The 12,650-nt window shown below is 62.6% G+C and carries 14 protein-coding genes; 9 read left to right on the forward strand and 5 right to left on the reverse strand.

The annotated features are described in order from the left end of the window. Positions 1-102 precede the first annotated feature (102 nt). The 3 genes from EGJ86_RS18090 to EGJ86_RS18100 all read left to right on the forward strand — a co-directional run bounded on the left by EGJ86_RS18090 (position 103) and on the right by EGJ86_RS18100 (position 2,420). A complete protein-coding gene (locus tag EGJ86_RS18090; RefSeq protein WP_125836054.1) occupies positions 103-1,308 on the forward strand; it encodes an aminotransferase class V-fold PLP-dependent enzyme in 1,206 nt (401 codons plus the stop codon). Positions 1,309-1,411: 103 nt separating this feature from the next. After that, complete coding sequence (locus EGJ86_RS18095; protein WP_125836055.1) at positions 1,412-1,822, forward strand: SufE family protein; 411 nt, start codon at positions 1,412-1,414, stop codon at positions 1,820-1,822. A gap of 67 nt (positions 1,823-1,889) precedes the next feature. Continuing rightward, complete coding sequence (locus EGJ86_RS18100; protein WP_125836056.1) at positions 1,890-2,420, forward strand: hypothetical protein; 531 nt, start codon at positions 1,890-1,892, stop codon at positions 2,418-2,420. Between the two features lie 17 nt (positions 2,421-2,437). Here EGJ86_RS18100 and EGJ86_RS18105 read toward each other — a convergent pair whose 3' ends face one another. The 3 genes from EGJ86_RS18105 to tcdA form a co-directional block, all read right to left on the reverse strand. Next, positions 2,438-2,899: a DUF1456 family protein gene (locus tag EGJ86_RS18105; RefSeq protein WP_125836057.1), complete on the reverse strand. Its 462-nt coding sequence runs from the start codon at positions 2,897-2,899 to the stop codon at positions 2,438-2,440. Positions 2,900-2,937: 38 nt separating this feature from the next. Continuing rightward, a complete protein-coding gene (locus EGJ86_RS18110; RefSeq protein ID WP_125836058.1) occupies positions 2,938-3,732 on the reverse strand; it encodes an ABC transporter substrate-binding protein in 795 nt (264 codons plus the stop codon). 151 nt (positions 3,733-3,883) lie between these two features. Beyond that, positions 3,884-4,693: a tRNA cyclic N6-threonylcarbamoyladenosine(37) synthase TcdA gene (tcdA, locus tag EGJ86_RS18115; RefSeq protein WP_125836059.1), complete on the reverse strand. Its 810-nt coding sequence runs from the start codon at positions 4,691-4,693 to the stop codon at positions 3,884-3,886. 343 nt (positions 4,694-5,036) lie between these two features. On the opposite strand from tcdA, the gene dapE reads away from it, so the two are divergent. From dapE to EGJ86_RS18135, 3 genes are read left to right on the forward strand one after another with little or no spacing between them, the layout of a single operon-like run. Further along, a complete protein-coding gene (gene dapE / locus EGJ86_RS18125) occupies positions 5,037-6,179 on the forward strand; it encodes a succinyl-diaminopimelate desuccinylase (protein WP_125836060.1) in 1,143 nt (380 codons plus the stop codon). After that, on the forward strand, positions 6,176-7,003 hold the full coding sequence (locus EGJ86_RS18130) for a putative RNA methyltransferase (protein WP_125836061.1): 828 nt from the start codon (positions 6,176-6,178) through the stop codon (positions 7,001-7,003). The genes dapE and EGJ86_RS18130 overlap by 4 nt, the downstream gene beginning before the upstream one ends. A 5-nt stretch (positions 7,004-7,008) precedes the next feature. Continuing rightward, positions 7,009-7,380, forward strand: a complete 372-nt coding sequence (locus EGJ86_RS18135) for a hypothetical protein (protein WP_125836062.1) — start codon at positions 7,009-7,011, stop codon at positions 7,378-7,380. A 283-nt stretch (positions 7,381-7,663) separates the two neighbouring features. Here the strand turns inward: EGJ86_RS18135 and EGJ86_RS18140 are convergent, their stop codons facing one another. Beyond that, positions 7,664-7,873, reverse strand: a complete 210-nt coding sequence (locus EGJ86_RS18140) for a cold-shock protein (RefSeq protein WP_004423973.1) — start codon at positions 7,871-7,873, stop codon at positions 7,664-7,666. A 570-nt stretch (positions 7,874-8,443) separates the two neighbouring features. On the opposite strand from EGJ86_RS18140, the gene EGJ86_RS18145 reads away from it, so the two are divergent. Then, positions 8,444-8,836, forward strand: a complete 393-nt coding sequence (locus tag EGJ86_RS18145; protein ID WP_125836063.1) for a hypothetical protein — start codon at positions 8,444-8,446, stop codon at positions 8,834-8,836. Positions 8,837-8,909: 73 nt separating this feature from the next. Then, a complete protein-coding gene (locus EGJ86_RS18150) occupies positions 8,910-9,263 on the forward strand; it encodes a hypothetical protein (protein WP_256672472.1) in 354 nt (117 codons plus the stop codon). 56 nt (positions 9,264-9,319) lie between these two features. Here the strand turns inward: EGJ86_RS18150 and EGJ86_RS18155 are convergent, their stop codons facing one another. After that, positions 9,320-11,131 (reverse strand): sensor domain-containing diguanylate cyclase, encoded by a 1,812-nt coding sequence (locus tag EGJ86_RS18155; protein WP_125836065.1) that lies wholly within the window; start codon positions 11,129-11,131, stop codon positions 9,320-9,322. A gap of 359 nt (positions 11,132-11,490) precedes the next feature. Here EGJ86_RS18155 and EGJ86_RS18160 point away from each other — a divergent pair, with 359 nt between their 5' ends. After that, positions 11,491-12,333: an EamA family transporter gene (locus tag EGJ86_RS18160; RefSeq protein ID WP_125836066.1), complete on the forward strand. Its 843-nt coding sequence runs from the start codon at positions 11,491-11,493 to the stop codon at positions 12,331-12,333. Positions 12,334-12,650: the final 317 nt, after the last annotated feature.

The raw sequence follows: 12,650 nt of genomic DNA on the forward strand, positions 1-12,650 counted from the left end.
CCGCGACTCCGACCGTTCCTCGCCTTATTGCGCCTTGTCTGGCCGTCGCTCGCTACACGTTAGACCCAGCTTTTAACCGCCGGATGATCTCTGGAAGCATCCATGTCACTGATCTCCCCCTGGCGTGCCGACTTTCCCGGCATTCTCGCCCTCGCAGCCGAAGGCCAGACCTACCTGGACAGCGCCGCCACTGCGCAAAAACCGCAGGCGGTGCTGGACGCTTTGCTCGGCTACCTGGCCAGCGGCGTGGCCAACGTGCATCGCGCCCAGCATCTGCCAGGCGAGCGCGCCACCCGTGCCTTTGAGGCGACACGCAGCCAGGCGGCGCAGTGGCTGAATGCGGCCAGCGCCGAGGAGATCATCTTTACCCGCGGCACCACCGAATCATTGAACCTGCTGGCCTACGGCCTGGAGCACTTGCTGCAGCCGGGCGAGCAGATCGTCATCAGCGCACTGGAACACCACGCCAACCTGCTGCCCTGGCAGCAACTGGCCAAGCGTCGCGGCCTGGAACTGATGGTCCTTCCGCTCGATGACGCCGGCAGCATCGACCTCCAACAAGCGGCCCGGCTGATCGGCCCGCGCACCCGCCTGCTGGCAGTCTCGCAACTGTCCAACGTACTGGGTCGCTGGCAGCCGCTGGACGAGCTGCTGGCACTGGCGCGCACGCAAGGCGCCCTCACTGTGGTCGACGGCGCTCAGGGCGCGGTGCATGGTCGCCATGACCTGCAAGCGCTGGGCTGCGACTTCTACGTCTGCTCGTCGCACAAGCTCTACGGCCCGGATGGCGTCGGCCTGCTATATGGCCGCCGCGAAGCGTTGGGCCAATTGCAGCACTGGCAATTCGGCGGCGAGATGGTGCTCGATGCCGACTACCATGAGGCGCGCTTTCGCCCAGCTCCACTGGGTTTCGAGGCTGGCACACCAGCGGTTTCTGCGGTCATCGCGCTGGGCGCCGCACTGAACTGGCTGAACGGCCTGGATCATGCTGCCGTCGCCTGCCACGAAGCAGCTCTGCATGCCGAGCTGCTGACCGGCCTGCAGGCGCGTGACGGTGTTCGCCTGCTGGGGCAACCCCAATTGGCCCTGGCCAGCTTTTGTGTCGATGGCGTGCATAACGCCGACCTGGCGCACCTGCTCAGCGAACAGGGTATCGCCGTGCGCGCCGGGCATCACTGCGCCATGCCGCTGATGAAAGGCCTCGGCCTGAATGGTGCGATTCGCGTGTCGCTCGGCCTGTACAACGACGGCGAGGACCTGCAGCGCTTCTTCAGCGCCCTGGATAACGCCCTGGAACTGCTGCGATGAAATGCCGCCAATTGCTCGTTGCAGGAGTGGCTTCAGCCGCGAATATCTACACCCGGTCCATCGCGGCTGAAGCCGCTCCTACATGCTACGGGAGTCTCTCGCCATGAGCCTGCCAGTCGCTGCTCAGGAAGCACTGGCAGCCTTTGCCGCCTGCCCCGGCTGGGAACAGCGCGCGCGCCTGCTGATGCAATGGGGTGAACGCCTGGCGCCATTGAGCGACGCCGAGCGGGTCGACGAGCACCGTGTGCATGGCTGCGAGAGCCTGGTCTGGCTGATCGCCGAGCGCAGCGGTGAACATCTGCACTTTCGCGCCAATAGCGACGCCCGTCTGCTACGCGGCCTGCTTGCCGTATTGCTGGCGCGGGTCGATGGCCTTAGCGGTAACAAACTGGCGGCGCTCGACCTGGTCGACTGGTTTGAACAATTGGGCCTGCAACGGCAGCTCTCGCCGTCACGCAGCAATGGGCTCAATGCGGTGCTGCAGCGTATGCGAGAACTGGCGCAAGAAAGCTAGAAGCTGGTTCGGTCTCGCCCGGCATCGATGATGTATGCTCGCGGCCCTCGAACTCATGGAGCGAGTCATGCCTATTTTTATCCGCGTAGGGCTAGCCGCCCTGCTCAGCATCGCCGTGGTTTACTTCGGCCCCCAGTTTCTTGGAGCAATGCTGGCATTTCTGCCGGACGCTGTTTACGAGGTGCTGCCAATGCACCCCTTCATCTTGATCCTGCTTTTGTCCGGTCTGCTTGCCGGGATTTGCCTGGCGCTGATGGCTCCGAATCGGCGTCTCGTCACCAGCGGCTTGGTCGCATTCGGCTTGATCGCCCTGGGCAGCATCAGTTTCTATAGCAATCTATGCAGCCCAGAAGAAACGCAGCGCATCCATGATGACTGGGCCGCCATCCCGCAGTGCAATCTGGGACAACCCCTGGATCAGCAACCGTTGCAATTCGGTGCGCTCACCAGCGTCAGCTACGACTGCATATTGCCTGAGACTGGCTGGGACAGCGTAGGCGCCATCACTGGGGATCTGTTGACCAGCTTTCTGGGGGTAGCCTTGGGCATATTGCTGATCCCGCGCCGCCGGCAGCGGTCAACCACCGAAATCATCTAGGCATTGTACAGCGAGGCTCAGCCCCGCTCACGCAAGGTCAAACCCCGCAGGAAATTGCGCAGAATCTGGTCGCCGCACTCGCGAAAATGCTTGTGACCCGGCGCCCGGAACAATGCGCTGAGCTCGGTCTTGGTCATCGGCAGGTCAGCCGCTTGCAGAATGGACTGAATATCATCGTCACGCAGCTCGAAGGCCACGCGCAGCTTCTTCAGGATCAGGTTGTTGGTCAGGCGCTTTTCCACCGGCAAGCGCGGCCGGCTGTCGTCCTTGCCACGCTTGTGGAACACCAGCCCTTCGAGCACGTGCGCCAGCAGCACATCGTTGCACGAGCGATAGCCTGGCTCGTCCTCGTGCAACAGACAGGCCGAGATCAAACCCGGCTCGACGGGATAATCCGCCAACCGGCAGAGTTCTTCCAGCTTGGCGTCGCTGACGTCTAACAGATAGCGCAGGCTGCGCAGTACATCGTTATTGAGCATGCAAAAGACTCTTGAGAACGGAATTCGGCGAGTGCCGTTCAATCTCGCGCCAGCGGAGTTGACTGGCTGGGTTTCCAGTCATCGGGATCGCCGGAGTTGAGTGCCTGCTGCAGTCGCTGCAGATCACCACGATTGGCGAACTCTCGCAGCCCGGCATTGAACTTGCGCAACAGCATGACACTTTCCGGATCGTCCTTGCGAAACAACAGGCGCAAAGGCTCTGTATTGAGCTGACGCGGATGGTGAATGATGTTACCGCCGTCTTTTGGAAACAGCCGGCGCAACATGGCGTAACCCACCGCACGATCCTGCGGGTGCAAGTCGATGCGCCCCAGTTCAAGCAGACGGAAGCTGGTGTCTTCCTTGCCATTTTGCTCGACGTTGAGCCGACCGGCCTGCAACGCTGCATCGAACGCCGGGCCGTAGGAGTAACCCAGAGTCGTGCCAATGCGGTAGCTCAGTAAATCCTCGACCGTGGTCCAGTCGAACGCCTGCTCGCGACGATGGAACAGGACGATCTCTCCGCGCACCAGCGTGTCGCTACAAATCCCATAGTTGAGCCGGCTGGGCGTACAACTGTAGGGCATGATCGCGTGCAACTGCCCCTGCTGCAGCATCAGCACATTGCGGTCCCAGGGACGAAAGACGTACTCGACCTGGTAGCCCGCCTCTGCAAAGACAGCGCTGATCAGACGCGCCAGAGCACCACCGTCACTACGCTCCTGATCGACGTAAGGCGCCCAGTCGCCGGTACCGATAAACAACTTCTTAGGTTCAGCCTGAACCGGTCCCATCGCCACCCACAACAAAGGCAACGCCAGGGAGGCGAACATCCGTGCCCAGCGTCTTTTCAGAGAGACGCTACAAAACAGGTACGACACAAATCACCTCTGATACGAATCATCTACGACGTCTCCCTGTCAGTTACGGCAACCTCTCCCATCTCGCCCCAGCATAGTCAAACGAAGCATGGCCGGGGATTTTTCAAGCCTTGGGCAGACGCTCCGCCGGGCGGCGTGTGCCAGCCACCAGCTTGTCCACCAGTTTGGCCGCTGCAGCCATACCGAAGCTGGCGGTGACCATCATCACCGCACCGAAGCCGCCGGCGCAGTCAAGGCGCACGCCTTCTCCGACGAAGCCTTTGGCCTGGCAGACCGTGCCGTCCGGCTTGGGATAGCGCAGCTGCTCGGTGGAAAACACGCAGGGCACGCTGTAGGTGCGTCCCGGTGTACGAGAGAAACCGTAATCGCGACGCAACAGGCTGCGCACCTTGGCCGCCAGCGGATCGTTGAAGGTCTTGTTCAGGTCGGTGACCTGAATCTGCGTCGGGTCGACCTGCCCGCCTGCCCCACCGGTAGTAACGATCTGAATCTTGCGCCGCTTGCACCAGGCGATCAGCGCCGCCTTGGCCGGCACGCTGTCGATGCAATCGATGACCCCGTCGAGCTGCTCGGTAATGTACTCGGCCATGGTTTCGCGGGTGACGAAATCCGCCACCGCATGCACCACGCAGGCCGGGTTGATGGCGCAGATGCGCGCGGCCATCTCATCGACCTTGGCCTTGCCTACCGCACCTTCGACGGCGTGCACCTGGCGATTGGTGTTGGTAATGCAGACGTCGTCCAGGTCGAACAGGGAGATCTCGCCCACGCCCGAGCGCGCCAGCGCCTCGGCCGCCCAGGAGCCGACACCGCCGATGCCGACTACCGCCACATGCGCGGCCGCCAGGCGTTGATAGCCTTCCTGGCCGTAGAGCCGGGCTATACCGCCGAAGCGTTGATCGTCTGTACTCATCTCACCCCCTGAAGGGCGCCTCTAAAAACGTAAGCGAGGCAGCCTGTGCAAGGCAAAAACAGGCGAAAAAGCGCAGTTTACGTGCTGTAAATGAGCATTTTGAGCCTGTTTTTAACGCAGCGATGGCAACGCAGGTAGTTTTTAGAGGTGCCCTGAACGAAGCGGCGCATTATAGAGATAGCCACCTGCCCACCCAAGCCCGCCATGCAGGTCAGCCGTCGGCCAGTCGCAGCAGGCCGCTTTTATGGCGAAGATGCCGTACGGCGCGCCTTATCACCTGATCGGTAACGACTTTTGCTTTAAGATGGCCAGCCTTCACGCTAGCTGTCGTACCGGAGCCATCATGACCGCCCCCCTCACCCCGACCTTGGACCTCGCCTTCGACCTGATCCGCCGCCCGTCCGTGACCCCGGTCGACGAAGGCTGCCAGGAGCTGATGATGCGCCGCCTGGCCGCCTGCGGCTTCGAGGTCGAGCACATGCGTATCGAAGAGGTGGAGAATTTCTGGGCCAAGCGCGGGGGTGACGGCCCGGTACTGTGCTTCGCCGGCCACACCGATGTGGTGCCAACCGGCCCGCTGGACGCCTGGCAGTACCAGCCGTTCGATGTGCGCGTGGATGAAGACGGCATGCTCTGCGGCCGTGGCGCAGCGGACATGAAAGGCAGCCTGGCGAGCATGATCATCGCCGTGGAGCGTTTCGTCGCCGACTACCCGAAGCATAAGGGCGCCATCAGCTTTCTCATCACCAGTGATGAAGAAGGCCCGGCCCAGCACGGTACCAAAGCCGTGGTCGAGCGCCTGCGCGAGCGCAGCGAGCGCCTGGACTGGTGCATCGTCGGCGAACCGTCGAGCACCACCCTGCTCGGTGACGTGGTCAAGAATGGCCGCCGCGGCTCGCTCGGTTGCACCCTGACCGTGTACGGCAAGCAAGGCCACGTCGCCTACCCGCACCTGGCGAAGAACCCGATTCATCTGGCCGCTCCCGCACTGGCCGAACTGGCCGCCGAGCACTGGGATCACGGTAACGACTACTTCCCGCCGACCAGCTTCCAGGTGTCCAACCTCAATTCCGGTACCGGTGCGACCAACGTCATCCCCGGCGAGCTGAAAGCGGTGTTCAACTTCCGCTTCTCCACCGAATCCACCGTCGAAGAACTGCAGCAGCGCGTCACCACCATCCTCGACAAGCATGGTCTGGACTACCACCTGGAGTGGGCGCTGTCCGGCCTGCCCTTCCTTACCCAGCCGGGCGATCTGCTGGACGCCGTGGCCGCCAGCATCAAGGCCGTCACCGGCCGCGCCACCACTCCATCGACCTCTGGCGGCACCTCCGACGGGCGCTTCATCGCCACCCTGGGCACCCAGGTGGTCGAACTCGGCCCGGTCAACGCCACCATCCACCAGATCAACGAGCGTGTACTGGCCAGCGATCTCGACCTGCTCACCGAGGTTTACTACCAGACCATGGTGAAGTTGCTGGCATGAGCCTGATCTGCCCCATCTGCCAGACATCGCTGGAGCCGAGTGACAGCGGCCTGATCTGCAGCAACCGGCACAGCTTCGACCGCGCTCGCCAGGGGTACTACAACCTGCTGCCGGTGCAACACAAGAACAGTCGCGACCCCGGCGACAATGCCGCCATGGTCGAGGCTCGCCGGTGTTTTCTCGACACAGGCCACTACGCGCCGCTGGCTGCTCGCCTGGCCGCACTGGCTGCCGACTACAAGCCGGTGCGCTGGCTGGATATCGGTTGTGGCGAGGGTTACTACACGGAACAGATCGCCCGTGGCCTGCCCGCCGCCGACGGTTATGCCCTGGACATCTCTCGTGAGGCGGTCAAACGCGCGTGCAAACGTGCTCCGCAGTTGAACTGGCTGGTGGCGAGCATGGCCCGCGTGCCCTTGGCCGATGCCAGTTGCAGCCTGCTCGCCAGCGTCTTCAGCCCACTCGACTGGAACGAGGCCAAACGCCTGCTCGCCCCCGGTGGCGGCCTGCTGCGTATGGGCCCAACCCGTGGCCACCTGATGGAGCTGCGGCAAAAGCTGTACGACGAAGTCCGTGACTACGACGACGAGAAGCACCTGGCGCTGATTCCGCCCGGCATGTACTTGGCCCACAGCGAGACCCTCGAATTCCCGCTGCATCTGGCCGAAGCACAGGCTCGCGCCGACCTGCTGGCCATGACCCCTCACGGCTGGCGCGCCAGTGCCGAACGTCGCGAAGCGGTGATCGCCGAGCCCTTCGATGTCACCGTTTCAATCCGCTACGATTGGATCACCAAAACCCAGAGCCCACGCTCTCAGGACTGAAAGCCATGCGCCAACCTGATATCGAGATCTACCTGAAAGACGCCGAACGTGACGCCGTGGCGCAATGGCTGGGTGAAGCCCTTGGCCCATGCAGCGACTGGCAGCAGAAAGGCCAGACCTTCAAATGCAAGGCCGGTGACGTGCCGGTGACCTGGCTGCCGAAAGCCGTGGGCAAATGGCACAGCCTGTATCTGGAAAGCGACGCCACGCCCTGGGCCGACGACCTGGCCTGCGCCCGCGCCGCCCATGCCGCGCTCGGCGTGCAAGTGCGCTGCGCACCGGGCACCTGGGTAGAAGATGAAAGGGATGAGGAAGCTGATCGCTGGATCAAGGTCGACGCCGATGGTGAAACCGAGATCGTCTGGCGTACTGAATAAAAAGTGGCCGCTTGGCGCAGCAGTAAATCTGTAGGAGCGGCGCCCCGCCGCGAATCTAGGCGGCACCACCTAATATAGCTTCGCCCCGGGGCGGGGCTCCTACGCAAGGCTGCGTGGGGTCATTATCTTCGCCAGTAGCCGGATGTAATCCGGGGGAACCCAGTCCATTTCCCCGGATTACATCCGGGCTACAGGTCTGCGCCACCCGTGCGTTCATATTCAACGAACGCCATAAACAACAAGGCCCGTCATCGACGGGCCTTGTTGTATGTCGAGCTGGAGCTCAGACCGCGGAGACGTCTTCCGCCTGCAGGCCTTTCTGGCCCTGGGTCACACCGAACTCGACCTTCTGGCCTTCGACCAGGGTGCGGTGGCCGTCGCCACGAATAGCGCGGTAGTGAACGAATACGTCCGGGCCGCTTTCGCGCTGAATGAACCCGTAACCCTTGGAATCATTGAACCATTTGACGGTTCCCGTCTCACGATCTGCCATTACCAACTTCTCCAAACTCGCTATGTTTTTATTGTCCCGAAGGCGCTTTGACGGCTCGGTAAAAACGTTCTTCTCAGCGTTCGCCACCCCCGGCAATCGAGCATGGAGCAGGTCAAGCGATTCGCGTTCTTGCTGCAGCCGAAGGCCGAGTATAAAGCATGAATTGTGACTGAAAAGCACTTTTTCAAAACCACCAAGAACCCAGAAGATATGCAGGTTACAGCTTGTTTTACGAGCTTTTGACTAACAGATCGCGCAACTTCTTGACCAGCCACTGCACCTGTATCAGGCGCCAGACGACACACTAGCCAAGTACCAGCCAATGCTGCTCACCCTGCTCGCTCATCGAGCGTCTGTTCACCCAAACCAATAGACTCAATGGCTGCACCGGCCCCAGCCTGAACCAGCAGCGCGAGCGCACAGCGTCGAGACCTCTTCAAGGATATGGTTGCCTGGATGAAATGGCGCACAGGTTGCTGGGGCAACATGAATCTCCAGCCTGGCTGCGTCCAACGTCTTCGCTTTGACGCTATGCTCCACCCGCTCGTATCAACAAGGACGTAAACATCGATGGACTTCATTGCACGCAATTTCAGATGGCTGATGCTGCTATCTGGCGTTTTCACAGCGACCATGTTCTACGGCCTGTTCGCCCCGCAGGAGGCGCTGCAGTCGATGTTTGGCGCATCCTTCGACGGGCAGTTGCAATCCTTGGTCGTTCGCAGTTGGTCGGCGCTGATCGGGTTGATGGGCGTGCTGCTGATCTATGGCGCGCTGAGCCCGAAGCATCGGGTTCCCTGTGCCGTCATTGCCGCGCTGAGCAAGGCCATCTTCGTGTCGCTGTTGCTGATCCATGGCCAGGACTACCTGAGCAAGGCCGCGCCCGCCGTCGCCCTGGATCTGCTGGTGATCGCCTTTACCCTGCTGTACCTGCTCACCGTGCAAAAGCGGCGTAGCGTTTGAGACGAGCCCCATGCGAATGATCAGGCATATCCTTTGGCTGGACTGCATGGCCGCAGCAGTCGCGGGAGTTCTCGTGCTGTCGTTCGCCGCCTGGTTGAGCGAGTGGTATGCCCTGCCCCGCGAGCTGCTGAGCTTCATCGGCGCGGTCAATATCGCCTATTCCTGCTTTTCCTTTTCGCTGGCGATTCGTGTGCGGCGCGCCGAAGCGCTGATCAAGCTGCTGGCAGTGGCCAACGGACTCTGGGCGCTGGCATGCCTTGGTATCGCTGCGACCTTTGCCCCGCTCATGACGCTACCGGGGCTTTGCCATGTGCTCGGCGAGGCTGCGTTCGTCGCAGGCTTGGGCATGCTGGAGTGGAAATGGCGCAGGCAGCTGCTGGTGGCTGGCGAACAGGGCGTTTCGACTCAGCCTGTCGCGGACCAGTAGCCGTCACAGGTACTCAGGCGAAGATCCGTAGATGGCTGCTCAAGCCATCATCAGCCCTATTCGTCAGCGCTGTGAAAGCGATTCTTGCCCGCGTGCTTGGCCGCGTACATGGCCTGGTCCGCACGTTTGAGCAGGTCCTGACCGCTTTCACCGTGCAGCGGAAACAGAGCGGCGCCGACACTAGCCGATATCCGCACCACGCTACCATCCAGGTCGAATGGACGCGCCAGAACATCCAGCACCTTGAGCGCCACGGCCTCACAATCCTGACTGCTGTGCAAGCTGGCGAGGACGATGCCGAACTCATCACCGCCGAAGCGCGCTACCGTGTCCGTGCTGCGCACACATCCCTCGAGCCGCCTGGCGGCCATCTGCAGCAGGCCATCGCCGGCCGAATGACCTTGGCGGTCGTTGATTTCCTTGAATCCATCCAGGTCGATATAGAGCACGGCGCATAGCTCCTGCTGGTCGCACGCAGACGCCAGTGCCTGATCGAGCCGCTGGTGGAACCTGACGCGGTTGGCCAACCCGGTGAGGGCGTCATGCTCGGCGTAATGACAAAGGCGCGCCTCCAGATGCTTGCGCTCGGTGATGTCCTGTGTGACCAACACCAGGAACTCCGGGTGACCATAGCGGTTGCGTACGACGCTCGAGGCCTCGCAGACCCAGATCAGCGAGCCAGATTCGCGCCGATAGGTCTTCTCGATTTCCGGGGAAAGTGTGCGTGCCTCGCTGACCAGTTGTGCGCTCAGAAAGCTGCGCGCTGCGCTGGCCACTTCGGCGTCGCTAAGGTCGAAAATATTGACGCCTAGCAGCGCCCCGGCGGGGCGCCCCAGCATGCGCGCGAACGTGTCGTTGACCCGCAGTATCTGGCCATCAGGGCTGATGTGGGCGATACCCATGGCCGCCTGGTGGAAGGTGGCGCGAAACAGCGCTTCGCTGCCTTGCAGGGCATCGGTGGCCGCGCGCTGGCGGACCAGCATCAGCGCCAGCAGGCCAACGAACAGCATCACCACCAAAGTGACGCCAACCGCGGCCATCAGGTAGGTGGAGCGCCGTTGCATGGTGGTGGCCATCTCCTCGTCGTAGGCGGTGGCCACGGTAATCATCAGTGGATAATCACTCATGGTGCGGTAGCTGACGATACGGGCGATGCCATCGAGCGCCTCGCCACTGTCATAGAAATCGTCGGCTTCGTGCAGCTTTTGCCGCTGGAACCAGGCCAACGACTCGGCACCCAGGCCAAATTCGCTGCGTGCGCCGACTTTGCGTGCACGCACCACGCCGTCGAGGCCGGCGAGTTCCAATAGCCCCTGCGGTCCCAGATCGACCTGCTGGAAGAAACGCGTGACATCCTCTGGACGCACGGCCATCACCACGACGCCAGCGAAGCTACCGTCAGCATGCTCGATACGCAGCGACATGGGTATCAACCAGCGCCCGGAAACCCGCCCGAGTACTGGCTGATTGATGAACAGGTGATCGATACGGGCATCGCGCTGCGCGGTGAAGAACTCGCGGTCGGCGTAGTTGACCGGGCCAGTGTCCTGGCTACTGCTAACGATATCGCCATGCTCGTCCACCACGCTGACGATGGTGAACATCTCCTCGCGGATCACGCCCTCCTCGACCCAGCGGCGCAGGTCGATGGCCTCGCCCTGCCGGCGGTACTGCTCGCGCACGAAGGCCGCCACCTGCTCGGCCGCCTTCAGCGCGCGAAACACCTGCTGCTCGAAGGCGATGGCCAGGCTGGAGTTGGCCTCCATTTCTGCGGCCAGCGCCTGCTCACGCTCGAAGGCGATGCGTTGCAGGGTGATCAACCAGACAACGGCAACGAATACGCTCGCCAGAACGATCAGCAGGTTCAAAGGTGTTGCGATTCGAGGGCGTCTAACGACGGCATCATGCGCGTCAATCGACAGTCTAGGCGGGGTCATCGCCTTAGTTCTCCAAGCCATGCACGGGCGGGCTGTTTTCTAGTTGTCGAGGGCAAGGGTTTGCTGCCCTTTCGTTCAGCGTCGCGGGGGTGATCCATCGCCTTGCGTTGAATCATAGGCATTGTTGCGCCACTGTGCTGCCATCACGCTGTAATGGTTTTTGCCCGAAAATCGAGCTTGCGGCAAACTGACGACCGACACTGCACCTCAGCCACATCACTTCGAGCCGAGCGCTATCCGCACTGCTCCTGCTCTATTTCTTCGACAACCGCCTGCCTTCGAGGCCCGCCTTGGAAACCACGGTCTTTCTCGCCGTCATCGCCGCCGCTGTCCTGCATGCCGGCTGGAACGCCCTGCTCAAGATTGGTCTGGATCGCTTCCTCACCGCCACGCTGATCCAGATCGGTGCCGGCCTGGTGGCGCTCTGCGCCCTGCCGCTGGTGGCGCTGCCACAGGCCTCGGCCTGGCCATGGATCGCGCTGTCGGCGCTGCTGCATATCGGCTACAACTTCTTTCTCGCCCGCGCCTACCAGTACGGCGACCTGGGCCAGGTCTACCCCATTGCGCGGGGCAGCTCGCCGCTGATGGTCGCCCTGCTCTCACTGCTGCTGTTGCACGACGGGCTTGGCGCCTTGCAGTTGCTGGGCTTGCTGGTACTGGTGCTGGGCATCTGGCTGATGGCGCTGCGCGGCGGCCAACACCAGGCGCCGCAAGGAGCGATGCTGTTCTGTGCATTGATGACGGCGTTGTTCATCGCCGGCTACACCCTCAGCGATGCCGTGGGCGCACGCAGCAATGGCGATGCACTGAGCTATTCGCTGTGGCTGTTCACTGTCAACGGCGTGGTGATGGCAGCGGTATTAGCCATCAGCCGCGGGCCGCGCGCCTTTCTGCAGCTGGGCCCGCACTGGCGTGGCGGGCTGGCTGGCGGGGCGATGTCGATGGCAGCCTACACCATCGTCATCTGGGCCATGACCCAGGCACCGGTGGCATTGGTTTCGGCCTTGCGCGAGACCAGCGTGGTATTCGCCGTGCTGCTGGGGGTGGTGTTGCTCAAGGAGAGGTTGCGACCGATTCGCCTAGTGGCGTGCGCGGTGATCGCGGCTGGCGTGGTGGTGATGAAGTTGGCGTGAGGCCCGCGGCTGATCGCGCCGGCCACCAGACCACAACTCCTGTTGGACTGAAGCGGTATGCCCCCGGCCAAAGCTGCTGAATTGCGAGATCACAACTTGGTGGGCTGAAGCCCACCCTACTACGCTGAAGCGGATCGCCGCCCGGCCTACCCTACGACCCTGCAGCAACATCGCAGCGACGTGGTCGGCTGACTCGGCCCCCACTACAGGAACACCTGTAGGAGCGGGGGGGGGGGGGGGGGGCCCCCCCCCCCCCGCGGGGGGGGGGGGGGGGGGGGCGACCCCGCGGCGCCGCCCCACCCCCCCCCCGCGGGGCG

This window comes from Pseudomonas sp. o96-267, from assembly GCF_003935465.1.
Lineage (GTDB): Bacteria > Pseudomonadota > Gammaproteobacteria > Pseudomonadales > Pseudomonadaceae > Aquipseudomonas > Aquipseudomonas sediminis.